At 55.7% G+C, this 26123-nt stretch carries 24 protein-coding genes; all 24 read left to right on the forward strand.

The window, feature by feature from the left end; all coding sequences use genetic code 11:
* The 24 genes from rbfA to BLR08_RS09590 all read left to right on the forward strand — a co-directional run bounded on the left by rbfA (position 1) and on the right by BLR08_RS09590 (position 26086).
* Complete coding sequence (rbfA, locus tag BLR08_RS09475) at positions 1-357, forward strand: 30S ribosome-binding factor RbfA (protein WP_072328968.1); 357 nt, start codon at positions 1-3, stop codon at positions 355-357.
* Positions 354-1340 carry a DHH family phosphoesterase gene (locus BLR08_RS09480; RefSeq protein WP_072328969.1) on the forward strand — a complete coding sequence of 329 codons (987 nt, stop codon included), beginning with the start codon at positions 354-356 and terminating at the stop codon, positions 1338-1340. Before rbfA ends, BLR08_RS09480 begins: the two co-directional genes overlap by 4 nt.
* The gene (gene truB / locus BLR08_RS09485) at positions 1337-2281 is read left to right on the forward strand and encodes a tRNA pseudouridine(55) synthase TruB (RefSeq protein WP_072328970.1); all 945 of its coding nucleotides are present in this window, start codon (positions 1337-1339) and stop codon (positions 2279-2281) included. Before BLR08_RS09480 ends, truB begins: the two co-directional genes overlap by 4 nt.
* Before the next feature lie 54 nt (positions 2282-2335).
* Complete coding sequence (locus BLR08_RS09490; RefSeq protein WP_176835480.1) at positions 2336-3280, forward strand: bifunctional riboflavin kinase/FAD synthetase; 945 nt, start codon at positions 2336-2338, stop codon at positions 3278-3280.
* Between the two features lie 192 nt (positions 3281-3472).
* Positions 3473-3742, forward strand: a complete 270-nt coding sequence (gene rpsO, locus BLR08_RS09495) for a 30S ribosomal protein S15 (RefSeq protein ID WP_072328972.1) — start codon at positions 3473-3475, stop codon at positions 3740-3742.
* 350 nt (positions 3743-4092) lie between these two features.
* Complete coding sequence (pnp, locus tag BLR08_RS09500; RefSeq protein WP_072328973.1) at positions 4093-6198, forward strand: polyribonucleotide nucleotidyltransferase; 2106 nt, start codon at positions 4093-4095, stop codon at positions 6196-6198.
* Positions 6199-6438: 240 nt separating this feature from the next.
* Positions 6439-7482, forward strand: coding sequence for a polysaccharide deacetylase family protein (locus tag BLR08_RS09505; protein ID WP_072328974.1), 1044 nt, complete (start codon positions 6439-6441; stop codon positions 7480-7482).
* Between the two features lie 80 nt (positions 7483-7562).
* Complete coding sequence (locus BLR08_RS09510) at positions 7563-8813, forward strand: M16 family metallopeptidase (protein ID WP_072328975.1); 1251 nt, start codon at positions 7563-7565, stop codon at positions 8811-8813.
* The gene (gene dut / locus BLR08_RS09515) at positions 8776-9261 is read left to right on the forward strand and encodes a dUTP diphosphatase (protein ID WP_072328976.1); all 486 of its coding nucleotides are present in this window, start codon (positions 8776-8778) and stop codon (positions 9259-9261) included. The genes BLR08_RS09510 and dut overlap by 38 nt, the downstream gene beginning before the upstream one ends.
* A 646-nt stretch (positions 9262-9907) precedes the next feature.
* Entirely contained in the window at positions 9908-10804 is an 897-nt protein-coding gene (dpsA, locus tag BLR08_RS09520) for a dipicolinate synthase subunit DpsA (protein WP_072328977.1), read from the forward strand.
* A complete protein-coding gene (locus tag BLR08_RS09525; protein ID WP_072328978.1) occupies positions 10805-11398 on the forward strand; it encodes a dipicolinate synthase subunit B in 594 nt (197 codons plus the stop codon).
* 35 nt (positions 11399-11433) lie between these two features.
* On the forward strand, positions 11434-12474 hold the full coding sequence (locus tag BLR08_RS09530; protein ID WP_072328979.1) for an aspartate-semialdehyde dehydrogenase: 1041 nt from the start codon (positions 11434-11436) through the stop codon (positions 12472-12474).
* Positions 12475-12596: 122 nt separating this feature from the next.
* The gene (gene dapG / locus BLR08_RS09535) at positions 12597-13811 is read left to right on the forward strand and encodes an aspartate kinase (protein WP_072328980.1); all 1215 of its coding nucleotides are present in this window, start codon (positions 12597-12599) and stop codon (positions 13809-13811) included.
* 28 nt (positions 13812-13839) lie between these two features.
* On the forward strand, positions 13840-14715 hold the full coding sequence (gene dapA, locus BLR08_RS09540; protein WP_072328981.1) for a 4-hydroxy-tetrahydrodipicolinate synthase: 876 nt from the start codon (positions 13840-13842) through the stop codon (positions 14713-14715).
* A gap of 217 nt (positions 14716-14932) precedes the next feature.
* The gene (locus BLR08_RS09545) at positions 14933-16609 is read left to right on the forward strand and encodes a ribonuclease J (RefSeq protein ID WP_072328982.1); all 1677 of its coding nucleotides are present in this window, start codon (positions 14933-14935) and stop codon (positions 16607-16609) included.
* A gap of 162 nt (positions 16610-16771) precedes the next feature.
* Complete coding sequence (locus tag BLR08_RS09550; RefSeq protein ID WP_072328983.1) at positions 16772-17530, forward strand: ClpP family protease; 759 nt, start codon at positions 16772-16774, stop codon at positions 17528-17530.
* Entirely contained in the window at positions 17527-17766 is a 240-nt protein-coding gene (locus tag BLR08_RS09555; protein WP_072328984.1) for a YlzJ-like family protein, read from the forward strand. The genes BLR08_RS09550 and BLR08_RS09555 overlap by 4 nt, the downstream gene beginning before the upstream one ends.
* Before the next feature lie 70 nt (positions 17767-17836).
* Positions 17837-20425, forward strand: a complete 2589-nt coding sequence (locus BLR08_RS09560; RefSeq protein WP_072328985.1) for an FtsK/SpoIIIE family DNA translocase — start codon at positions 17837-17839, stop codon at positions 20423-20425.
* A 106-nt stretch (positions 20426-20531) separates the two neighbouring features.
* Positions 20532-21335 carry a spore cortex-lytic enzyme gene (gene sleB / locus BLR08_RS09565; protein ID WP_072328986.1) on the forward strand — a complete coding sequence of 268 codons (804 nt, stop codon included), beginning with the start codon at positions 20532-20534 and terminating at the stop codon, positions 21333-21335.
* A 112-nt stretch (positions 21336-21447) separates the two neighbouring features.
* Positions 21448-22731, forward strand: a complete 1284-nt coding sequence (gene yfmF / locus BLR08_RS09570; protein ID WP_072328987.1) for an EF-P 5-aminopentanol modification-associated protein YfmF — start codon at positions 21448-21450, stop codon at positions 22729-22731.
* Positions 22732-24018 carry an EF-P 5-aminopentanol modification-associated protein YfmH gene (yfmH, locus tag BLR08_RS09575; protein ID WP_072328988.1) on the forward strand — a complete coding sequence of 429 codons (1287 nt, stop codon included), beginning with the start codon at positions 22732-22734 and terminating at the stop codon, positions 24016-24018.
* A complete protein-coding gene (gene ymfI, locus BLR08_RS09580; RefSeq protein WP_072328989.1) occupies positions 24015-24779 on the forward strand; it encodes an elongation factor P 5-aminopentanone reductase in 765 nt (254 codons plus the stop codon). Before yfmH ends, ymfI begins: the two co-directional genes overlap by 4 nt.
* A 74-nt stretch (positions 24780-24853) precedes the next feature.
* Complete coding sequence (locus tag BLR08_RS09585; RefSeq protein WP_072328990.1) at positions 24854-25108, forward strand: DUF3243 domain-containing protein; 255 nt, start codon at positions 24854-24856, stop codon at positions 25106-25108.
* Between the two features lie 129 nt (positions 25109-25237).
* Positions 25238-26086, forward strand: coding sequence for a hypothetical protein (locus BLR08_RS09590; RefSeq protein ID WP_072328991.1), 849 nt, complete (start codon positions 25238-25240; stop codon positions 26084-26086).
* Positions 26087-26123 lie beyond the last annotated feature (37 nt).

Here is a 26123-nt window from a genome sequence, read left to right on the forward strand (position 1 = left end):
ATGGCTAAAATTCGCGTTGGTCGAGTTGGCGAGCAAATCAAGAAAGAGATCAGCCAGATTATTCAATCTGAGCTGAAGGATCCGCGAATCGGGTTTATTACCGTGACCGGTGTCGATGTCACGAACGATTATTCGCAAGCCAAGGTGTATCTGAGCGTGCTCGGAACTGACGAGCAGCGTGAGGAGACGCTGAAGGCGCTGGGCAGAAGCTCCGGCTTCATCCGCTCGGAGCTCGGCAAGCGGATCCGAATTCGCAAAATTCCGGATCTGCAGTTCAAGTTTGACGCGTCCATTGATTACGGCTCCAAAATCCAGTCGATTCTTCATCAGATTAATGAAGGGGAATCCAACGCATGATGAATGCGGAATACGCCGTTCAGCTTCGGGCGGCAGCCGAATTCATCCGCAAGCACGACGACTTTCTGGTGGTATCCCACGTCCAGCCGGACGGGGATGCCGCAGGGTCGACGTTCGGCGTTGCCTGGATGCTGCATACGCTCGGCAAGCAATTTACGTTGATCAACGAAGGCAGCATGCCTTCCAAATATTTATATATGGCCGGGCCGCATCCCATCTTGAATTTTGAAAAGACGCCGCCGGAGAGAAAGTTCGCCGCAGTTATTGCCGTGGATTGCGCTGATTTCGACAGGATCGGGAAGGTGAGCGGCTGCTTTGCTCACGAATTCGAGCTGCTGAACGTCGATCATCACGCTACCAATGATTTATTCGGCGCCGTCAATCTGGTGAGAGCGGATGCCGCGGCCACGGTCGAAGTGCTGTACGATCTGGCTGAGGAGATGGGGCTTGCATGCTCCGATGCCTGGAATGTATGTATTTATTCAGGGTTGTTGACGGATACCGGCGGGTTCCGATATTCGAACACTTCGCCGAAGGTGATGAGTATTGCGGCCGACTTGCTCAGCCGCGGCGTGCAGGGTCATGAGCTTGCGGAGAAGCTGCTGGAGACGATGACTTTTCCCCAGGTTACGCTGCTTAAGTCCAGCCTGAATACGCTTTGCTTCGCCCATGATAAACGCGTTGCCTGGCTGTCGGTATCGTCGGATCAGCTGCGGGCGTCGGGCGCGGCAAGCGAGGATATGGACGGGCTTGTGAATTATGCCCGCAATGTGGAGGGCGTTCAGGTAGGCATGCTCTTCAAGGAGAAAACCCCCGGGGTCGTTAAGGTCAGCCTGCGTTCCGGCGGCGAAGCGAATGTGGCGGAGATTGCCCAGCGCTTTGGCGGCGGCGGCCATATCAGAGCGGCCGGCTGTACGGTCGAAGGCACTCTGCAGGAGGCGATCGACCGGGTAGTTCGGGAAGTTGGGAGTGCGCTAGGATGACGCTGGACGGTATTTTGCCGATATGGAAGCCCAAAGGATATACATCTCATGATGTTGTTGCCAAGGCGCGCCGTATCCTGAAGATCAAACGTATCGGTCATACGGGTACGCTTGATCCGATGGTGACCGGCGTGCTCCCTTTATGTATCGGGAAGGCGACCCGTGTTGTCGAATATATTCAGGACTTGCCTAAGGAATATGAAGCCTGTTTGTGGCTCGGACTCCGTACGGATACGGAAGATTTGACCGGAACGGTGCTTGACAAGGACGAAACGGTTAAGGAGCGGGTATCGCCGGAAGCGGCGGCCGAAGCGGTTCGTCATTTTATCGGAGAGATCGAGCAGGTGCCGCCGATGTATTCCGCCGTCAAGGTGGAGGGCAAGCGCCTGTATGAGCTGGCCCGCCAAGGGCTGGAGGTCGAACGCCAGTCCCGGCAGGTGACCATCCACAGCATCGCGGTGCTGGAAACGGACTGGGACGTTGAGTATCCGACGATCCGCTTTCGCGTGCTCTGCTCCAAAGGGACCTATATCCGCACGCTTTGCGCCGATATCGGCAAGTCTCTGGGTGTGCCTGCCGTGATGGGCGAGCTTGTCCGCACCTCTACAGGCAGCATGACCCGGGAACAATGTCTTACCCTGGAGGATGTGCAGGAGCTGGCAGCCGCCGGAAGCTTGCCCGAGAAGCTGATCCCCATCGAGGAGGCGCTCCGGCATCTTCCGTCGGTATGCTTATCCGCGGAGCAGACGCTTAGAGCCAGGCAGGGACAGCGAGTGCGGCTGAATGCCGCGCAGCTGGCTCGGCTTCAAGAGCTGACGCCGGAGCAGCTGGGACGGATTGCCGGCTTCGCCGATCCCGCGGAGCAGGCGGTCGGGGTGTTTGAATGGAATCAGGAGATGCAAGGACTGCAAGCCGTCAAAATATTCTCGCAAGAGCCATAGCAAGCTTGATGGACAGCCTTTTAATGCCGAATTGTAGGTGAACGCAACGATATGATGCAAACAGTATCGCTCTCGTTCCCGCTCGAAGCCGGGCGATGGACGGGAAAAAAATCGCAAGTGCTCGCGATCGGGGATTTCGACGGTGTCCATCTCGGACATTGCGAAGTGATCGGGCGCGCCGTCAAGCGAAGCCGTGAGCTGGGAGCCGTCAGCGCGATTATGACCTTCCATCCGCATCCGCGCCAAGTGCTGGGTCTGGATCATTATGTCAGGCTGCTTACGCCGCGCTGGACGAAACGCGAAGTGTTAAGCGAGCTTGGAGTAGACGTGACCTATATGGTCGACTTTAATGAATCGTTCATGAAGCTGACCCCGGAGGAATTTGTCGAGCATATGCTTGTGCCTCTGAACCTTGACACGGTTTATGTAGGCTTCGACTTCAGGTTCGGATATCGCGGAGCGGGCACGCCCGATACGCTGTGCGAGCTGGCCAAGGGCAGGTTCGCCGTCGAGGTGGTGCGGCCGTTTCATCTGGGCGGAGAAAAAGTGAGCAGCACCCGAATTCGGCAGTGTCTGCAGGACGGAAAAGCCCGCGAAGCGGCGGAGCTGCTGGGCCGCCCGTATCAGCTGGAGGGCGAGGTCGTACACGGCGATGCCCGTGGCCGGACGATCGGCTTTCCGACAGCGAATATTTTGCTGAAGGATCCGTATGTGCTGCCGGCCAACGGCGTGTATGCCGTTCGGGTGCTCGTCGGCTCGGTGTGGCATGACGGCGTGATGAATATCGGGGTCAAGCCGACATTTGAAGGAACGCTCATTCATCCGACGCTTGAGGCGCATTTATTCGACTTTGAGGATGATATTTACGGTCAGACGGTACAGGTCAAGCTCATCGAATTTATTCGTCCCGAACGCAGATTCGGCTCGGTGCAAGAGCTTATCGGCCAGATTGCTCGGGATGCGGATACGGCCCGGCGGATGCTTGCCCAACCTATTTAAAAAAATCGCGTCTTTTTATTTTACTTTTATCCATGCGATATGCTATACTATGAAACGTTGTCGATTCGGAAAAGCCGTTGTAAAGCGGCCGCTCGCCAAGAGCCCGGCATCGAATAAACCGTAGCGTGGAGAAACGAGACTCCGACGGTCTCTGGGCTACCGGGGATAACACATTTATGGAGGTGAATCAATATGGCATTGACACAAGAGCGCAAACATGAACTGATTGCCGCACACAAAACTCACGAGAACGATACGGGCTCTCCTGAGGTGCAAGTCGCGATCCTTACGGAAAACATCGTGAACTTGACAGCTCACCTGAAAACCCACAAGAAAGACCATCACTCTCGTCGCGGTTTGCTCAAAATGGTCGGTCAACGCCGTAAGCTGCTGACGTACTTGAAGAACAAAGACGTTAAGCGTTACAGCGCACTGATTGAGAAACTCGGTCTGCGCCGCTAATCGCGCGCGCTTCGCAAATAAAGCAACCACGTTTGTCCTTCGGGCGCCTCCAGATCATCGTCATTTGGATGCTCCAGGACTCGGGGTTGCTTTTTTTGAAATCCCGGAAGACGCCGCAAGGCGTTTGTCCTCGTCCATATACATAAGCTGCCGCTTGGAGAAGCAGAGGTTTCGGCTTCATGGGGGCGGTTTGCTTTGTGGCTTAAATTAGCTAATGTTTTCGCAAAAAGAAGGAAATACTAACCATTATGCAGAATGGTTAAATAGATCAGCTTGCGTGCGAACGGGCATACATAAGCGAACCCTCGCGACACATGTTATGAACGAACGCCAATAATAGGAGGTTGTTTATGGAGAGCAAGGTGCAAATGGAGCTTGGCGGCCGACAGCTCGTGCTGGAGACGGGCCGCCTGGCCAAGCAAGCCAACGGCGCCGTCGTCGCCCGCTATGGAGATACGGTTGTGTTGTGTACGGTTACGGCATCCGCCGAGCCGAAGGATTTGGATTTTTTCCCGCTGACGGTGAACTACGAGGAACGTCTGTACTCGGTAGGTAAAATTCCCGGCGGGTTTATTAAGCGGGAAGGACGTCCGAGCGAGAAGGCCATCCTGGCCAGCCGTTTGACGGACCGCCCGATTCGTCCGTTGTTCCCGGAAGGATTCCGCAACGACGTTCAGGTCGTGGCTATCGTCATGAGCGTAGATCAGGACTGCACTCCTGAGATGGCGGCTATGATTGGCGTATCCGCAGCGCTGAGCATCTCCGATGTTCCGTTCAGCGGCCCTGTCGGCGGCGTTATTGTCGGACGAGTTGACGGTCAATTCGTCATCAACCCGACGCTCGCTCAGGCGGAGAAAAGCGATATTCATCTGGTCGTCGCCGGAACGAAAGATGCGATTATGATGGTGGAAGCCGGCGCAGATGAAGTGGCTGAAGAAGTGATGCTCGAAGCGATCATGTTCGGCCATGACGAGATCAAGAAGATCGTCGCCGTGCAGGAAGAGCTTGTAGCTCAGGTTGGCAGACCGAAGATGGAAGTGAAGTTGCATGCGGTTGACGCTGAAGTCAATCGGGCTGTCCGTGAGTTTGCCCAGGCCCGTCTGGTCGAAGCGGTTAAAATTCCAGAGAAGCATGCCCGCCAGGATGCGATCGACGCCGTGAATGCGGAAGCGAAGGAGCATTTTGTAGCGGTATACGCCGAGACGCCGGAGAAGATGGACGATGTCAAGGAGACGCTGTACGATATCGTGAAGGAAGAAGTACGCCGCCTGATCACGCATGACAAGGTTCGTCCCGATGGACGCGCGCTTGAAGAAATTCGCCCGATCGAATGCGACATCAATCTGCTGCCGCGCACGCATGGCTCCGGACTGTTTACACGCGGCCAGACGCAGGCGTTATCGGTTTGTACGCTTGGCGCGCTGGGCGATGTGCAGATTCTTGACGGCATTGATCTGGAAGAGTCCAAGCGCTTCATGCATCACTATAATTTCCCGCCGTTCAGCGTAGGAGAAGCCAGACCTCTGCGTCCTCCGGGCCGCCGCGAGATCGGTCATGGCGCGCTTGGCGCACGGGCGCTGGAAGCTGTTATCCCGAATGAAGTGGAGTTCCCTTATACGATTCGTCTCGTTTCCGAAGTGCTTGAGTCGAACGGCTCGACTTCCCAGGCCAGTATTTGCGCAAGCACACTTGCCATGATGGATGCAGGCGTTCCGATCAAAGCTCCGGTAGCGGGTATCGCGATGGGATTGATCAAAAACGGCGAGCATTTCTCCATTTTGTCCGATATCCAAGGGATGGAAGATCATCTCGGCGACATGGACTTCAAAGTGGCGGGTACGGCCAAGGGTGTGACCGCGCTCCAGATGGATATCAAGATCGACGGCATCAACCGTGAGATTTTGAGCCAGTCGCTTGAGCAAGCAAAAGAAGGCCGGATGCATATTCTCGGTAAAATGATGGAGCGCATCTCCGAGCCGAAAAACGAACTGTCGCCATATGCGCCTAAGATCGTAACGATGCAGATCAATCCGGACAAAATCCGTGATGTGATCGGGGCCGGCGGTAAAATCATCAACAAAATCATTGAAGAGACCGGCGTGAAAATCGACATCGAGCAGGATGGCCGCGTATTTATCGCTTCGTCCAACAGCGAGATGAATGAGAAAGCGCGCTTGATTATCGAAGGAATCGTCCGCGAGGTGATCGTCGGCGAGATTTATCTGGGTACGGTCAAACGGATTGAGAAGTTCGGCGCCTTCGTCGAAATTTTGCCGGGCAAAGACGGTCTCGTTCATATTTCGCAGCTGTCGAGCGAACGTGTAGCCAAAGTCGAGGATGTCGTGAAGATCGGCGATCAGATTACGGTCAAAGTGACTGAAATCGACGCCCAAGGCCGCGTCAACCTTTCCCGCAAAGTGCTGCTTACTCCTCCTGCAGCTCCGGCGCAAACTTAACAAAAGCTGAATAAAGCGAAGGCGGATGCCTTCTGCTGATCGAAGAAAGAGCCAGATTTTGTCTGACTCTTTTTTGTCATTATAGCCGTTATAAGTCAGGGGGCCGCAAAGCCCCTGAACCGGCTTCGAAGTAAATCCCCGCTCATGCTTCCCGGATTCCCTGTCTCCCCGGCCAAGGTCTAAATTCGTCCGCCGCGACATATGAATGGGACAAACAAGGATGGACGGGAGACCTCTACTATGAACCGGAAAAATCAAAAGCTGCTGCTGTTCGCCGCCTCCAGCCTCGGCGCTGTCCTGCTGCTGCTGCAGCAATCGACGGCCGTCGAGCAGTTCGTCGCCAATGCCAGGGAAGCCGGCGGCTACCGGGCCGATACGACTGCGGCCAATTCGCTGCAAAACTGGGCCCGCCATGTGTTCAATCAGGAAGAAGGGCCGCGTGACAAAGCCGCCGCCTATATCCAAGACGAAGCCCGCAAGCGCTATATCGCGCCTGTCGATGCCAAGATCGACCGGGTATGGAAGGCGATTCCCGGATATAACGGGCTTGAGGTTGATATAGAGAAATCGCTGGCTGCGGCGGAGGCGCAAGGTTACCCGGCGAATCCGCCGCTCGTTTACAGGGAAGTTCCGCCGGCCGTCGCATTGGAGCAATTGGGTCCGCATCCGGTCTATAAGGGGAATCCGAACAAACCGCTTGTTGCGCTAATGATCAATGTCGCTTGGGGAGACGAGTACTTGCCGAAGATGCTGGCGACGCTTGAGAAAGAAGGGGTGCGGGCGACGTTTTTTCTGGACGGGATGTGGCTTTCCAAGCATGTGGATACAGCCAGGCAAATTGCGGAGAAAGGGCATGAGCTTGGCAACCATGCCTATTCGCATAAAAATATGAGTACCTTGTCCCGCGCCCAGAATGAGACGGAAATCGTCAAAACCGAGAAGCTGCTGAAGGAGCAGGTAGGCGTAAGCGGAGGGCTATTCGCGCCTCCATCCGGGGATTACAATCAGACGACGGTGGATGCCGCTCATAGCTTGGGCCTGAAGACGATTTTATGGACGCTCGATACGGTTGATTGGAAGAAGCCTCCCGCGGATTCCATCGTCCGCAAGGTCAGCGCGCGGGTAGAGCCGGGCGCTATGATTTTGATGCATCCGACCGCCTCAAGCAGCGAAGCGCTGAGCGGCATGATCCGTTCGATCCGGGCTAAGGGACTGCAGCTCGGGACGGTCAGCGATATTCTGTCCCCGCAGCGGCTGGCGAAGGTTGAGTCACCCGGACAATAATGGTAATATCTAAATATTATGCTTGGCGCCGCAGCTGCTGCAGACGGCTTCAGCGAATACGAACGAGGAGGCATCCGTGCTTGGACAAATATACCTTGGGGAACGGTCTGCGGGTTGTGATCGAGAAAATTCCGACATGCCGCTCCGTGGCATTCGGGATTTGGGTGAAAACCGGATCGCGCAACGAGACAGAAACAAATAACGGGATCTCCCATTTTATCGAGCATATGCTCTTCAAAGGAACCGAGAAATACTCGGCTAAGGAAATTGCGGAAATATTCGACGGGATCGGCGGCAATATCAACGCCTTTACGTCGAAGGAATATACTTGCTATTACTGCAAAGTATTGGATGAGCATCTGCCGCTGGCGGTAGAGGTGCTCTCCGACATGTTCTTCCGCTCGGTGTTTGATCCGGGAGAGCTGGAGAAGGAAAAAAACGTTATCTACGAAGAAATCTCCATGTACGAAGATACGCCGGACGATATGGTGCATGATCTGATCGCCAGGGCGGCATTCGGCGAGCATACGCTAGGTTATACGATCATAGGCACGGAAGACAACTTATCCGGGATGAATTCGGATACGCTGCGGGATTATATGAAAACCCATTACACGCCTGAGAATACGGTCGTCAGTATCGCAGGCAATGTCGGCGATGATGTCATGTCCTTAATCGAGCGCCATTTCAATGGCTTTGCGGGGGCTATGGCTCCGGAGGAGCGTCAGCCGCTCGGCTTCCACAGCGAGCTCGCCTATCACCAGAAGAAGACGGAACAAAATCATATCTGTTTGTCTTTGCCCGGGCTGCCGATAACCGACGATAATCTCTATGCGATGATTCTGCTGAACAATGCGATCGGCGGCGGGATGAGCTCGCGCTTGTTCCAGGAAATCCGCGAGAAGCGGGGGCTGGCTTACTCCGTCTACTCCTACCATACGTCCTATCAGGACGGCGGATTGTTCACGATCTATACGGGCACGGCTCCCAAGCAAACCTCGGAGGTGCTGAAGGTTACGCTTGAGATGATGGCCGACCTGAAGGAGCATGGCTTAACCCCGGCCGAGCTGCGCAAGGGCAAGGAGCAGATGAAGGGAAGCCTGATCCTGAGCCTGGAAAGCACGAGCAGCCGGATGAACCGCATCGGCAAAAACGAGTTGATGCTGGGCAAGCATTACAGCCTCGATGAAATCATCAACCGGATCGAGCGGGTAGAAATGGAGCATATCCAGAAACTGACGGCAAGCTTGTTGTCTGTGCCGTTTGCCGTGGCAATGGTCGGACATACGGACGATGCGCTCAAGGGATTCAGGAGGGATCAGCTTGTCTGAACGGTACGAGGTTCAAATCAAACGGCTGCCGGGCAATGAAGACGTGCCGCTCCCGGCTAAAATGTCCGAGCTTGCCAGCGGCTTCGATCTGTATGCCGCCGTGGCTGAGCCCGTCGTGCTGGCACCGGGCGAGCGGCAGCTTATTCCGACGGGCTTCGCGCTGGCGATGCCTGGCGAGCTGGAGGCGCAGATCAGGCCGCGCAGCGGACTCGCCTTCAAGCATGGGATTACGACCTTGAACTCGCCCGGGACAGTCGATGCGGACTATCGCGGCGAAGTGAAGGTGCTGCTGATCAATCACGGCTCCGAGCCTTTTACGATCGAGCGGAAGGAACGGATTGCCCAGATGGTGTTTCAGCGGGTTCCGCATATTGTTCTTCAAGAGGTCGGGGAGTTGGACGCTACCGTTCGCGGAGCCGGCGGCTTCGGTCATACGGGAACTAAATAGTCAGCCGTTAAAGGGGCCAGCTTTGTGCATAGACATGTACAGGCTGGCTTTTTTTTGCGTTTCGGAAAGTTAAGAGCGCGTAATTTGTAACGGAACAGAGCCTCTTAAGTACGTGATTTTACTTGGATGACCGCTAGAGATTCGGAGGAGTGGCTGCGGTTTTCGTGTGAAGCATGTGGGTGGCGACATGCAGCCAGAATACGGCAAGCGAGTACATGGCTATGAATTCCGAAAAGAGGGTTGAGTTTGATCCTTTTAGAAGTTGAAGGAAGCACGAGGTAGAGCAAAGAGAATGGATGTGGGGTGGAAAAGCGAAAGCGTCCGCCTTTGAAGCCGTGTCCTTACTACTAAATCAATTCCAATTGGACACGACTTCAAGAGCGGTTGGAACCCCATATCCATTCCTCCCACGCACCAAAAGCATGGTGCCGTACGCAGAGTTTTTTAAGAACCTGGCCCATTTTGTCAACAACCCCTGATGACGAGAAGCGGGATTGCCTGGACTCCAGCGGAACCGCGGAACTCCCGAAGCAGCACGGCCTCATGTCTTGAAACGTTAATCGGGCAGGGACGGCGCATTGGAACCCATCTCTGGGCAGTCGCATAAGATGACTTATCGAAAGCGACTAGAAAGAGGTGAGAATACATGCTGACCGGGATTCAAGCAGTCCTGATCGGAGGCGACGCGAGGCAGCTCGAGGTCATTCACAAATGCTCGGAGCTGGACGCTTCCGTCACCCTGATAGGATTCGATAATCTGCAAAATGGATTCAGCGGCATCACCAAGGCGGAGCTCATACCGGAAGCGCTGAACGGAATGGATGCGGTTATTCTGCCTGCGGTAGGAACCGACGACCATGGCCGAGTGGATAGCTTGTTTTCTTCGAAAGAATTGCGTCTGACCACAGAACATATAGCGGCGCTGCCGAAGCATGCCACCGTCTTCACCGGGATGGCAAAGCCTTACTTACGGGAACTATGCGCCACCCAGGGCATCGCGCTTGTCGAGCTGTTCGACCGCGACGATGTGGCGATCTACAACTCGATCCCAACTGCCGAGGGCGCCATTATGATGGCCATTCAAAACACCGACATTACGATTCACAGCTCGGAGTCGATGGTGCTCGGCTTCGGCCGGACAGGGATTACGCTGGCCCGCACGCTTCAAGGGATGGGCGCGCATGTAACGATGGGGGTCAACAAGCCCGAGTATTTTGCCAGGGCCGCCGAGATGGGGATGAACCCGTTCTATACGAGGGAGCTTATCAGCCGGGCCGCGGGAGTGGACTTTCTATTTAATACGATTCCCTCTTTAGTCGTAACGGCTCAGGTTATCGCCAGCCTACCGCATCGCGCCCTGATTATTGATCTGGCCTCCAAGCCGGGGGGAACGGATTTTCGGTTTGCCGAGAAACGGGGGGTGAAGGCGATGCTCGCTCCCGGATTGCCGGGCATTGTCGCGCCGAAGACGGCCGGACGGATCATTGCCGACACGATCAGCCGCATCATCATGGAGCAAGCACAGTCAAGGGGGAATGTATAAATGGATTGGTCCAACGTGACCGTGGGCTTTGCGCTGACAGGCTCGCATTGCACATTCGAAGAGGTTATGCCGCAGATCAAGCGGTTCACAGATGCCGGGGCCAAGGTGGTGCCAATCGTATCCCATACGATCATGACGACCGATACCCGCTTCGGAAGCTCGGAAAGTTGGCAAAAACAGTTGAAAGAGATCACAGGAAATGATATCATTTCTTCAATTGTAGATGCCGAGCCGCTGGGTCCTTCCAAGCTCCTGGACGTGATGGTGATTGCTCCCTGCACAGGGAATACGACAAGCAAGCTGGCCAACGCAATGACCGAAAGCCCCGTATTGATGGCGGCCAAGGCGCAGATGCGGAATCAACGTCCGCTCGTTCTGGCGATTTCCACCAATGACGGACTTGGGCTCAATGCGACAAATGTCGGCAAGCTGCTGATCACGAAGAACATTTACTTTGTCCCGTTCGGACAGGACGCGCCGACTGCCAAGCCGAACTCTCTGGTTGCCCGCATGGATCTGATTATGGAAACTTGTGAGGCGGCACTGGGCGGCAAGCAGCTTCAGCCGATGCTGATCGAACGTTTCAATTATTGATTCCGCTTATTACTTATCGCAGGGGAGAGAACTACATGTCGAATCAGAAATTGTTTAACGTTGCCGTCGTAGGGGCAACAGGTGCCGTAGGAGAACAAATTATCCGCTTGCTGGCTGAGCGTAATTTCCCCATTCAAGAACTTAAGCTGCTGTCTTCCGCTCGTTCGGCAGGCACCAAGATATCGTTTAGAGGCAAGGAAGTAACCGTCCAAGAAGCGACCCCCGAGTCTTTCGAAGGCGTCGATATCGCCTTGTTCAGCGCCGGCGGCGATGTGAGCAAGGTGCTGATCCCTGAAGCCATCAGCCGCGGGACCGTCTGCGTAGACAACACGAGCGCATTCCGGATGGACCCCGAAACTCCGCTCGTCGTCCCTGAGGTCAACATCGATAAAGTGAGCGAGCATAAAGGCGTAATCGCCAATCCTAACTGCTCCACCATCCAGATGGTGCAGACGCTTAAGCCGCTGTATGACCGGTACGGCATCTCGCGCATCATCGTCTCCACGTACCAAGCGGTATCGGGAGCCGGGGCGAGCGCGATTCAGGAGATGCTCCGCCAGTCCCGCGAAGCGCTCGACGGTCAGGAAGTCGAGCCTAAGATTTTGCCGGTAGGCTCGCTGCCGAAGAAGCATCAGATCGCCTTCAACGCGATTCCGCAGATCGACAAGTTTGTCGACAACGGATTTACGTACGAAGAGATGAAGATGATCAACGAGACGAAGAAAATCATGGGAGACGACACGCTTGAGGTTACCGCTACATGCGTGCGCATCCCGGTTGTCTACGGTCACTCGGAATCGGTCTATGTGGAGCTGAAATCGGATTTCGACGTGGAAGAAGTGAAGCAGCTGCTGGCAGCGGCTCCTGGCCTCGTCCTGCAGGACAATCCGGCTGAGCAGGAATATCCGCTCGCGACAGAAGCAGCCGGCAAGCTCGACACGTTCGTAGGCCGCGTGCGCCGCGACCTGAGCAATCCGCGTGCCCTCAACCTGTGGATCGTATCCGACAATCTGCTCAAGGGCGCGGCCTGGAATGCCGTACAGATTGCCGAGTACATCGCGATCGAGCAGAACTAGAACAAGGGACCGTTTCGTCTGGCTTCCTGTCTTCGGGCAGGAAGCCTGGCTTTTGCTTCAAGACAGCTTGCCATACCCAGCTTCATTTTTGAATAGAGCCGTGAGGAGAGGGGAAGATCCCGGTGAAGATCCTGGTGCAGAAATTTGGAGGCACCTCCCTTTCCACAGCCGAAGCCAGAGCACATGTTATCGAACATATCCGCGATGCCATCGAACAAGGATACAAGCCAGTCGTCGTCGTATCGGCTATGGGACGGAAGGGCGAGCCCTATGCTACAGATACCTTATTGGATTGGATCGGCCGTAACGGAGACCGTCTGCCGGCCAGAGAGCGGGATATGCTGCTGGGCTGCGGCGAACTGATTTCGGCCGCAACCTTATGCAGCTTGCTGCAAGCCGCGGATATTGAATCCACGGCGCTTACCGGCGCTCAAGCCGGCATTAGGACGAATGACGATTACGGCAATGCGCAGATTGTGTCCGTTGTGCCGGACCGGATCATCGAGCAGCTGAGGCAGGGCCGCGTCGTTATCGTGGCCGGCTTCCAAGGCGCATGCGACAACGGGGACTTGACGACGCTGGGCCGTGGCGGCAGCGATACGTCGGCGACAGCGCTGGGCGCCGCTCTGAAGGCCGAACTAGTTGACATATTTACCGATGTGAACGGGATATTGACGGCCGACCCGCGCATCGTTCAGGATGCCAAGCCGCTGGAGGTCGTCTCCTATACGGAAATATGCAATATGGCTCATCTCGGGGCAAAGGTCATCCATCCTCGCGCGGTGGAAGTGGCCATGCACGCGGGGATTCCCGTACGGGTGCGGTCCACGTTCTCCAAGGAGCCGGGGACGCTGGTTACCCGTCCCGATCCGTCGAAGGGAGCCGAAGCCGTTCATGACCGGTTTGTCACCGGCATCGCTCATGTCGCAGGCATCTCGCAGCTTCGCGTGACCGCCCCCAAGGCGGCCTTCGATCTTCAGCTTCGCGTCTTCAAGGCGATGGCGCAGGAGAAGATCAGCGTGGACTTTATTAACGTCAACCCTTCGGGGGTTACGTACACCGTCTTCGACCATGAGGCGGACCGGGCAACGGCCGCATTGGGCGCTTTGGGCTTGTCGCCGGTCGTGACGGGGGGCTGCGCGAAGGTGTCGATCATCGGGGGAGGCATGAACGGCGTTCCCGGCATTATGGCTATGATTGTCGAGGCTCTGACCGATGAGGATATTCATATTCTGCAATCGGCCGACTCCAATACGACGATCTGGGCGCTTGTAGAAGGCAAGGATATGGCGAAAGCGGTGAGAGCGCTGCACCGCAAGTTTAATTTGCATAAATAGCACATCATCAAGTCAGGGGGAAAAAATCGTGGATTTCGGAAGATTGATCACAGCCATGGTAACCCCATTCGATGAGCAAATGAGCATCGATTGGGCGCAATTCGAGCGCATATTCAACTATTTGATAGACGAGCAGCAAAGCGACAGCCTCGTCATCTGCGGTACGACGGGGGAATCCCCGACGCTGAACGAGGAGGAGAAGCTGCAATTGTTCGAAGCCGCGGTTCGGCAGGCCGACGGGCGGGTAAAAATTATCGCCGGTACGGGAAGCTACGATACGGCTCATTCGATTCACTTGTCCAAGGAGGCGGAGAAGCGGGGCGTCGATGCGCTGCTGCTCGTTGCTCCTTATTACAGCAGACCTTCTCAGGAAGGGCTTTACCAGCATTTCAAAGCCATTGCGGAAGCAGTGAACATTCCGGTCATCCTTTACAACGTGCCTGGACGTACCGGCGTCAATATCGACGCGGATACAACGATTCGCTTATCGCAAATCCCGAATATTGTGGCAACCAAGGACTGCGCCGACACGGATCAGCTGACACAGATTGTGAGCGGCGCGGCATCCGGTTTTCTTGTGTATAGCGGGGACGACAGCGCGGCATTGCCGGCATTGGCGGTTGGAGCGCACGGGATTGTGAGCGTGGCCTCGCATGTGATTGGAAAAGAAATGAAATCTATGATAAACTCCTATTTACAGGGGAATGTACGAGAAGCGGCCGAACTGCACGGCAAGCTTCTGCCGGTATTCAGAGGATTGTTCTTCTGCCCGCATCGTGTGCCAAGTCCCGCTCCGGTCAAACATGCCTTGAAACTGAAGGGGCTGACGGCGGGCGGCGTACGGCTTCCGCTCGTGGATGTGACCGAACAAGAAGGACAATTCATTGCTTCACTGCTTGGATGAAGTCTTCGATGAATCGGTGTCGCTCGCGGCATCGGTTTTCTTTTTTTGGGATACTCTAACCAGTATCGGAGCAAGCGAGCGCAGCATCCTGGCGCTTACTTGTAAAGTAAAGATAATTTCATGTATAATGGTGGCAAGTGACTGGTGCGGTTTAGTAATGGGATTGTTTGTTCATATGAATAATCGTCGTCAAATAACTTGAGGAGGTTTCAATACTTTGTCTAAGAAAAATATAGATAAATTGACGATTTTTGCCCTTGGCGGCGTGGGCGAGATCGGGAAGAACATGTATGTAGTGCAGTATGCCAATGATATCGTGGTGGTGGACTGCGGTCTGAAGTTCCCGGAGGAGGACATGCTGGGGATTGATATCGTCATTCCCGACATCTCCTACCTGCTGGAGAATCGTGACAAGGTACGCGGCATTTTGATTACACACGGGCATGAAGATCACATCGGCGGCTTGCCGTACGTGCTGAAGAGCCTGAATGTTCCGATCTTTGCGACGCGCCTTACGCTTGGCCTGATCGAAACGAAGCTGAAGGAGGCCGGGCTGCTGGGCGAGACGAAGCGTATCGTCATCACGTCGGATTCAGAGCTGAAGCTCGGCTGCATGACGGCGACGTTCTTCAAGACGAATCACAGTATTCCGGATTCCGTAGGCGTATGCCTGGCAACACCGGAAGGCAACGTGGTTCACACGGGAGACTTCAAGTTCGATCAGACGCCGGTAAACGAGCAGTATGCCGATCTTCATCGTATGGCGGCCATCGGCCAGCAGGGCGTGCTTGCCTTGCTGTCGGATAGCACGAACTCCGAGCGTCCGGGCTACACCGGCTCGGAGCGCAGCGTGGGCGCCGAGATCGAAGAGGTATTCCGCAAAGCGAAGCAGCGTGTCATTATCGCGACGTTCGCTTCCAACATTCACCGGGTCCAGCAAGTGATTGACGCTTGCCAGGTGACGCGCCGGAAGCTCACGGTTATCGGACGCAGCATGGTCAATGTCGTGTCTATCGCAAGCGAACTGGGCTATCTGAACGTTCCGGACGGCATGCTGATTGAACCGGAAGAGGTCAACAAGCTGGCCGGCGACCGTGTCGTCATTCTCTGCACGGGATCGCAAGGCGAGCCGATGTCGGCTTTGACCCGGATGGCTCGCTCCACGCACCGCAAGATCGACATTTTGCCGGGGGATACGGTTATCATCGCAGCAACCCCAATCCCGGGCAATGAGCGTTATGTCGGGCGTACGGTAGATGAACTGATGCGCATTGGCGCACATGTCATCTACGGTCCGGGATCGATCACCGGGGTTCACGTCTCCGGCCATGGCAGCCAGGAAGAACTCAAGCTTATGCTGAACATCATGCGGCCTAAGTACTTTATTCCGATTCACGGCGAATACCGGATGCTGCGTCAGCACGGACTGCTGGCCGAATCCGTCGGTATTCCGCGCGAAGACATTTTTATCGTGGATAACGGTGAGACGGTCGAGATCGTGGACGGCGTAGCACGGAAGGCTTCCAAGGTTCCCGCAGGGAATGTGCTGATCGACGGACTGGGTGTGGGCGATGTAGGAAATATCGTGCTTCGAGACCGCAAGCTGCTGTCTCAGGACGGCATCCTCGTCGTCGTCGTAACGCTCAGCAAGCAGGACGGGAAAATATTGTCCGGACCGGATATTATCTCCAGAGGCTTTGTCTATGTGAGAGAATCCGAAGGTTTGCTGGACGAGGCTAACCGGATTGTAACCAGCACTCTGCACCGGTTGATGAATGAGAACGTGAATGAGTGGGCGTCGCTCAAAACACATGTGAAAGACGCGCTTGGACGATTTTTATATGAACAAACCAGAAGAAGACCGATGATTCTTCCTATCATTATGGAAGTGTAGTCACTCGCATTAGTCACTTGACCCTTTACCTTATAACAAAAACCGAAGCTTCCCGCGCCGGCTGCCGCCGCGCTTGCGGGAAGCTTTTTGCATGCGCGCATATTCCTCAGGGGCGAACCCATACTATAGTCAGATTGGGATTTTTGGCGAGGGGGATCATTCATGTCCAATAACGACAAACAGGAGCAACAGCCTCAGCCGGCACAGCCTCAGGTGAATCCGGCGCCGGAAGAGATGCGCAAGAACGGAGCGGTAGAAGCCATACAGCAGCTTGGCCAGACTGCCGTTCCGAACGGAGAGTCCAACATCTTCTGCATGACCATCATCGGCCAGGTAGAAGGCCATATCGTGCTGCCTCCCCAGAACAAAACGACCAAATACGAGCATCTGATTCCGCAACTGGTGGCGGCCGAGCAAAATCAGAAGATAGAGGGAGTCCTCATCATTCTGAATACGGTAGGAGGCGATGTCGAGGCTGGACTGGCCATAGCGGAGATGATCGCAACCTTGTCCAAGCCGACCGTCACCCTGGTGCTGGGAGGCGGGCATAGCATCGGCGTGCCCATCGCCGTCTCGGCCAGTTATTCCATCATCGCAGAGACAGCGACGATGACCATTCACCCGATCCGTCTGAACGGTCTTGTGATCGGGGTTCCACAGACGTTCGAATATCTGGACAAGATGCAGGAGCGGGTCATTCGCTTTGTTACCCGGCATTCGCGGGTCGAGGAGGAGAAATTCAAGGAGCTGATGTTCAAAACAGGCGAGCTGACGAGGGATATCGGGACTACCGTCATCGGGGCGGATGCCGTGAGATATGGCTTGATCGACAGCTTGGGCGGCGTCGGGGAGGCGATCCGCAAGCTCAATGAATTGATCGAGAGCCGGCGTCAGCAGCAAGCAGGAGGAATGGTGCAATGATTCATTATACGGTGCTGCCTATGGAAGCTGTCAGGGAGGGAATCGACAGTCCGCCGCCGTCATCCCATCTGCAGACGATGGAAATATCGCTTGGCGGCGTGACCATGCAGGTACAGCCGCTGAATGCATCGCAAGCCGCGATCGTCCGGCTCATCAGCTGCGACCTGCAGGATTATTTGAACCCCCGGCTCGCTCCCGGTCAAATCATCGAATTTCAGCCGGTGATCGTCAGCTAATGTTATCATGCCGGTCAGCGTACGTTTCTCCCCAGTTTATGGTATAATGGGCTGACGGGGGTGAACGGCGTTGGCCAAAAGGAAGAAAAAAGGCAAAGGGATTAAAGCGAATTTAAAATTCGAGCTCTACGGAATCGTTATTCTCACATTATCCGTCATCGCATTGTCCCGTGAAGGCTCGGTGGCCCGTTCGCTGACCTATCTGTTCCGGTTCGTCATCGGAACATGGGATTTTATCATTCCGCTCGTATGCATCTACGCTGCGCTTTATGCGATGATGAAGCGAAGATGGCCGATATGGCGGACAACCCGCAAGGCGGGGCTGCTGCTTATCCTGCTCTCTCTGCTGCTGATGAGTCACATCAGCCTGTTCGCCATGCTTTTCCCCAAAGCGGGGTTTGAAGCCGGGCAAATCTTGTCCCAGACATGGGCAAGTCTTGTGGACGGTCTCGAAGGGACGGAGCAGGGACAAAATATTTTGACCGACAGCGTAGGCGGAGGCATGGTCGGCGCCGTGCTGTACGCCGCTTTTTTCTTCATGTTCGGGAATCTGGGAGCCAGACTGATTCAGATTACATTGATCGTTGCCGGCGTCATTCTGGTGACCGGCTGGTCCATCGGCGACATCGCGGAGAAGCTGCGGGCGCGTAAACCGTTCAAGGACACGCTGCTCGGCCAATATATCCGCAGCAAGGCGCTGGAACGCAGGCAGGCCAGGACGGCAGAAGCCGCAGCGGCGAAGAAGAAGAAGCCGACCGCCCCGGCGGCAGCCTATGCGGGCGTTCAAGACGACGAGTTCAACGAAGAATCGTACAAGCCGGCGCCCAAGGGGCGCAAAACGGACGGCAAGAAGCGGTCGCTGTTTTTCGAGCTGCTGAAGCCGACGGGCGGCGAGAGCGAGGCCAAGCCGAAGGCGGCGCGCAAGAAGGCGGAGGAGCCGGAAGCTGACGAGGAGGAGGTCACCGTCTACGCGGCGGATCAGGACAGTGCCGGTGGCGCTTCCTGGCAGCAGGAGGAAGCGGAGTCGGAGTCGCCGATCCCGGTCATTCGCGACTTCCAGGAGCAGGTCCGGCAGGAAGAGACCTACAGCAAGGTGCCCGACCGGAACCAGGCGGCCGGAGGGGCCGGCTTGACTGCCGCGGCTGCCAAGAAAACGCCTGCGGGGGACGGTTCTGCCGAGGACGGGGAGGGCCAAGGCGAGGACTTCGATATCAAAGTCAAGCCGCTGACGCTTCCTTACGAGCTGCCGTCGCTTGCGCTGCTGTCCAAGCCGGCATCAGGCAAGGGCGGCGAGTCGCTTGATTATAAAGCGGTAGCCCGCAAGCTGGAAGCCACTCTGGAAAGCTTCGGCGTACGGGCGAAGGTGCTGGAGGTCGTGCGCGGGCCAGCGGTGACCCGGTACGAGATTCAGCCCGACGTAGGCGTGAAGGTCAGCCGGATCGTAAGTCTGACGGATGACATCGCGCTTGCGCTGGCGGCTAAGGATATCCGGATGGAAGCGCCGATTCCGGGCAAGTCGGCTATCGGCATCGAGGTGCCGAATACAGAGGTATCGATCGTCACGATGCGCGAGGTGATGGAGACGGCAACCTTTCAGGATGCTGCGTCCAAGCTGTCGATTACGCTCGGGCGGGATATTTCGGGCCAGCCTATCGTCGGCAACCTGTCGAAGATGCCCCATATGCTTGTCGCGGGGGCTACGGGATCGGGCAAGTCGGTATGCGTCAACGGGATTATTACCAGCATCCTGTTCAAAGCGAAGCCGGATGAGGTTAAATTCCTGATGATCGACCCCAAGATGGTCGAGCTCAACGTATACAACGGAATCCCGCATCTGCTCGCTCCGGTCGTCACCGATCCGAAGCGCGCTTCGCTGGCGCTCAAGAAAGTGGTCGTGGAGATGGAGAAGCGGTACGAGCTCTTCTCCAAAAGCGGCACGCGGAATATCGAAGGCTATAACAATATGCTGATTGAAACGCAGACCGGCGCTCCTCTGCCCTATATCGTCGTCATCGTCGATGAGCTTGCCGACTTGATGATGGTGGCGGCGAACGATGTGGAGGATGCGATCTGCCGGCTGGCGCAAATGGCGCGGGCGGCGGGCATTCATCTGCTGATCGCGACGCAGCGGCCTTCTGTCGACGTCATTACGGGAGTCATCAAGGCCAATATTCCGTCCCGGATCGCTTTCGGCGTGTCGTCGCAGGTGGACTCGCGCACGATTCTGGATTCGGCGGGTGCGGAGAAGCTGCTGGGCCGCGGCGATATGCTGTACCTGCCGATGGGCGCATCCAAGCCGGTTCGCGTGCAGGGGGCTTTCCTCTCCGATCAGGAGGTGGAGACCGTGTGCAACTTTGTCCGCACTCAGCGTCAAGTCGAATACGTCGAGGATATGGTGCCTCAGGTGGACGACAAGTCGGACGACCAGGATCTGTTCGAGGATGAGCTGTATGATCAGGCGGTGCAGATCATCCTGGAAGCCAAGCAGGCTTCCGTATCGCTGCTTCAGCGGCGCATGAGGATCGGCTATACGCGGGCGGCCAGGCTGATCGATACGATGGAAGCCAAGGGAGTCGTAGGCCCTTACGAGGGCAGCAAGCCGCGTGAGGTGCTGGTCTCGCTGGAGCAGTATCAGACAAACAACCGGATGAGCTCCTGACAAATCTCGGATGAGCCGCCAAGGCTGAATAATCGCGGGTTCCCTTTCTCATAATAACCTTATATTAGGTTGCCAATAAGTTGGCGAGAAAGGTGAGTTGCCGTTCATGAACAAACGATTGATTGTCATTACGGTTACCTTGGTCGCGGTTTTGTTTGCCGGATTGGAGCTGAAGCATCGTCTCGTTACGGAGCAGACCTTCAGTAAAAATGAGATTCGATACGGCGCATCCGGTACGGCCGATACTTACGAGCTTCAGGGCCGCTTGAAATTTCTGGGCTTTTACAAAGGCGATGTGGACGGAGATTTCGGGTACCAGACCTTGAAGGCACTCAAGTGGTTTCAGTCCGAGTTCGGCTTGAAGGCCGATGGAGTCGCCGGAGACAAAACGAAGCTGAAGCTGTGGGAAGCGACGAAAAACTGGAAGGCGAAGGCCGAGGAGTTGCCGCCATGGGTAACAGGCAGCTCGTCCGGCAGCGCTGGAAACGCCGCCGGCGGTGGAGGCGCAGCAGCCTCCCCTCCCGCAGGGATGACGCAGGCGACCCGGCTAGGCTTTTCCCAGCAGGATCTAAAGCTGATGGCCAATGCCGTCCACGGCGAGGCCAGAGGCGAGCCTTACATCGGGCAGGTCGCTGTGGCGGCGGTCATACTGAATCGCGTGAAGTCGTCAAGCTTCCCGAATACGGTGTCCGGGGTCATCTTCCAGCCTGGGGCGTTTACAGCCGTAGCGGACGGCCAGATCTGGCTGGAGCCGAACGAGACCTCGTTCAAAGCGGTGCAGGATGCGGTGAACGGCTCGGACCCGACAGGCGGCTGCTTGTATTATTTCAACCCGGTTACGGCGACTTCCAAATGGATCTGGACCCGGCCTCAGGTGAAAACAATCGGCAAACATATTTTCTGCAAATAGCAGGGCGAAGAAGTAACCGTTCATGCGGTTGCTTCTTCTGCTTAGAGAGGAATATAATGGAATACGACCGGAGGCTGCGGTTATGCTTTTGTCGAGAGGAGTTGTTGCGGTTATGAAGCAGATTCAATTCGAGCGTGGAACTGTGCGCGGCATACGCGTCCACGTGCTGCCCACCGATCAGTTCAAGACTTATGCGATTTCGATTTACGTAGGACGCCCCTTGGAGGAAGATACGGTTACGCCAACAGCGCTGATTCCATTCGTGCTGCGCCGCGGGAGCCAGTCTTACCCCGAGACCAAGCAGTTCAGAGAGAGGCTGGATGACTTGTACGGTGCGGGCTTTGGCTTCGACGTCTACAAGCGCGGCGATTATCAGATGGTTCAGTTCAAGATGGATGTCATCCAAGACGATTTTGTGGCAAGCTCCGAGTCGCTGCTTGGGCAAGCGCTGCAGTTTTTGGGCGAAGCGGTCACTCAGCCGGCGCGGGAAAACGGTCATCTCCTCCGTAAATATATCGATACCGAGAAGGAGACTGTCCGGAAGAAGCTGGAAGCCATCGTAAATGATAAAATTCGTTATGCGGCCGAGCGCTGTATCGAAGAGATGTGCAGCGAAGAGCCGTATCGGCTGCATCCGCTCGGCAAAATCTCGGCGCTCGCCGATATAGACGCAGCTTCCTTGAGTTCCGCTTATGAGAGCTGGCTGAAGCGGGCCCCGATCGATATCTACGTCGTAGGCGACACGAAGCTGGAGGACGTGCTGCCGCTGGTGTCGCAATACTTTGTCGTTGACCGGGAAGCGGAGGCAGGCTATGAACGGAAGCCGCAGCATCGCCGCGTCGGTGAAGTCAAGGAAGTTATCGAGCGGCTGGATGTGAATCAAGGCAAGCTGAATATGGGCTTGCGTATCCCCACATCGTATGGCGATGATTCCTATCCGGCCGCATTGATGTACAACGGTATTCTCGGAGGATACCCCCATGCCAAGCTGTTCACCAACGTACGCGAGAAAGCGAGCCTGGCTTATTACGCGTCCTCGCGCCTTGACGGTCACAAGGGCATACTGACCATCCAGTCAGGCATCGAGATTGCCAACTTTGCGAAAGCCGTCGCGATCATCAAGGAACAGCTGCAGGCGATGGAACAGGGACAGATCAGCGAAACCGAGCTGCAACAAACGAAAGCGATGATAACCGGCCATCTGCGGGAACTCCAGGATTCCGCATTCGAGCTGATTTCCTTCGACTTCAATAACCGGCTGTCCGGCGCCGAGCGAACCGTGCCGAAGCTGATCGAGGCGGTGGAGGCTATTACCCCTGCTCATATCCAAACGATGGCCCGGAGCGTGGAGCTGGACACGATCTATTTCCTGACCGATAGCAAAGGGGGACAATAAATGCAAACCATCCCTTATCCGCAAGTCAAAGAAACGCTGTATACGGAGACGCTGCCCAACGGCTTGAGCGTGTTTATTTTACCGAAGCCGGGTTTTCAAAAAACGTACGCCACTTTCTCGACCAAATACGGCTCCATCGACAATCATTTCCGGGTCGAAGGACAGCCGGAGCAGAAAGTGCCGGACGGCATCGCCCATTTTCTGGAGCATAAAATGTTCGAGGAGCCGACAGGCGATATTTTCTCGGTATTCGCGGCCCAAGGGGCATCCGCCAACGCCTTCACAAGCTTCGATCGGACGGCGTACCTGTTCTCCGCGACCGGACAGATCCGGGAGAACTTGACGACGCTGATCAATTTTGTGCAAAATCCTTATTTTACCGATGAGAATGTGGAGAAGGAAAAAGGAATTATCGGTCAGGAAATCAATATGTACGCGGACAATCCGGACTGGCGCTCTTACTTTGGATTGATCGAAACGATGTATCACGTGCACCCGGTACATATCGATATAGCGGGCACGGTAGCGTCGATCGCCCAGATCAGCAAGGAAATGCTGTACGAGTGCTACCATACCTTCTACCATCCGACCAATATGAGTCTGTTCGTAGTCGGGGGCGTAGATCCCGAGGAAATTATGGAGCTGATCCGCAGCAATCAGGCGGCTAAAACCTTCAAGCCGCAAGGTGAAATTCTGCGCCTGTTCGACCAGGAGCCCGGCACCGTCAAGCAGGCGCGCAAAACGACAAAGCTGCCTGTCTCGGTGCCCAAATGCTTGTTTGGCTGCAAGGAGCCCGAGCAGCCGCTTCGCGGCCGCGATATGCTGAAGCGGGAGCTGACGATGAAGGTGCTGCTGGATGCGCTGCTAAGCTCCAGCTCGGCTATTTATCAGAAGCTGTACGACGAGCAGCTGATCTCCGATAACTTCGGCTCCGAGTACAATATTGCGGAGCAGTACGCGTTCTCGGTGCTGGGCGGAGATACGAAGGACCCTGAACTGCTGATCTCCCGCGTGCAGGAAGAAATCGACCGCGTGAAGCAAACGGGCGTAAGCCAGACCGATTTCGAACGCAGCAGGAAGAAGAAAATCGGCGGATTTTTGCGTCAGCTGAATTCGCCGGAAGCGATCGCCAACGAATTTACCAAATACCGGTTCAAGGATGCAGACCTGTTCGACGTGCTTCCCGTGTATGAGGAGCTAACGCTGGAGGAAGTGAACAGTTTGCTGCGCGCGCATTTCGACTGGAGCCAGCTGGCCGCTTCCATCGTCCGAAGTGAGGACCAATGACCTCGCTGCCGGACACCAAATCCTTCACCGAGCAAACGGTGCTTGTTACGGGGGCGAGCCGCGGCATCGGCGCTGCGATCGCCCGCCGCTTCGCGTCAGCCCGCATGAACGTGATCATTCATTATCTGCATTCGCATGAAGCGGCCAATGAAACGGCCAGGCAATGCATGCATCATGGTGCGCGCGTACTGACCGTGACGGCCGACCTGCGCTCCCAGGAGCAGATCGCCCGGATGAAAGAAAAGCTGCAGCAGCACGGGCTTGTCCCCGATATTCTGGTGAACAATGCCGGCATCTCGCATTACGGGATGCTGGCTGACATCACGGAGGAAGAGTGGGATCAGGTCATGAACGTCAATCTGAAGGGCATGTTTCTGATGACCCGACAGTTTATGCCGGAGATGGTTGCGCAGAAGTTCGGCCGCATCATTAATGTATCCTCCATCTGGGGCATGTCGGGCGCTTCGTGCGAGGTCGCTTATTCGACGGCCAAGGGCGGGATGAACGCCTTCACCAAGGCGCTGGCCAAGGAGCTCGCGCCGTCCGGCGTTACGGTCAATGCGGTCGCGCCAGGCGTGGTAGACACCATGATGATGGCGGGATTCAACCCCGAGGAAAAGGCTGCGCTTGAGAATGACATTCCCGCAGGCCGGTTCGGCCAGCCCGATGAGATTGCATCGCTTGTTTATTTTCTGGCGCTGCCCGAATCTGGTTATATTACCGGTCAAATTATTAGCCCTAACGGCGGCTGGCTTACTTAGGCTTGTATAAGACCCCATCATATTGCGAATTCTATCCCATGTAACGTCCATTACCTTTGAGGGAGGAATTCAACATGGCAACGGTATTGAAAATTTTCGACCGCTGGAAGGAGTTTCTGGGGGAGCGCGTAGAGCAAGCCGAAAAAGCGGGGATGAGCGAGGAAACGATCACCAAGCTGGCTGTACAGATCGGTGAGTTTCTTGCCGACAAGGTCGATCCCGAGAACAAGGAAGAGCGTGTGCTGAAAGAGCTGTGGGACGTCGCCGACGAGCAGGAGCGCAGGGCGCTTGCGTCGACCATGGTGAAGCTGGCCAAGGTAAATAACTAATCATACGTCATTTTAACGGCCTCCTCTTGCAGGGAGGCTTTTCATGCGCTCGGGACAATCGCTTGGATTGGCGCGGGCAAACGTTTATACTAGTAATGAATGTTCAGGAAATGAGGGTTAACGATTCGTATGAAGGCTTTATGGCGGACTTTTATTATGCTCCCCTTGCTCGGCATGCTGCTTATACTGGGAACGGCTTGCGGCAAGCAAATCCCGGACATTGATCCGGCGCTTCTGCAGCGCAAAGCTTCCTTGCTCGTCGTAACAGAGCCATCTTTATCTGCGGACGCCAGAGAAAGACTGAATAATGCGTTGACGGAGTGGAGGATAACGAAGCAGCTTGCTTTTGAGTGGCTGCCGGATGTAAAGATCTTGTCGGAAGAACAGTTGGAACATATCCGGACAGGCTCATTTGATTATATCGTCGTAGCGGGGCATGAGCTGGTTCACGCGACGCTCCCCCAAGCCGAGACTGTCCAAGGCCCCAAATGGCTGCTGCTCGATGACCGGATTTTACGCCAGTCCTTGACTGTGAAAGGTTCTCATATCAGTCTCAAAGCGGTGCAGGAGGACAGGCTCCGCCAAGAATGGGACGAGTGGGTCCGTCAGCAAATTGTATCGGAACGGCCAATTGAATGGGTGACGATCTCCGCTTATCCCGTTCCTTCCGATTGGGCGCCCGCGGAGGAAGCGGATACGGTTCATCTGGCGGATGCGGAGGGATGGGCAAGCCAGTTTCAATTCGCGGTCAAAGCGCACAGGCCCTCATGGGTAGTGGCGTTCGCCCCGCTTGACGCAGCCCAGCTGCAGCGGCTTCGTGCCGTGCAGGTTCCTGTCGTGGACATCAACAAAACGACGTTGGAGCTTCAGTGGAACGAGCTGCTGCTGTCGATGCAGGCGATGATGAATTCGGGAACCTGGACATCCGGACCTCGGCCGTATGAGGAAAGGGAAATTCGGATTCAGAAGAATTTATAAATTCCCCCCTGAACCGGGAGGATTTTATCGAAAATTG

It is taken from the genome of Paenibacillus sp. cl123, assembly GCF_900101595.1.
Classification (GTDB): Bacteria; Bacillota; Bacilli; order Paenibacillales; family NBRC-103111; genus Paenibacillus_G.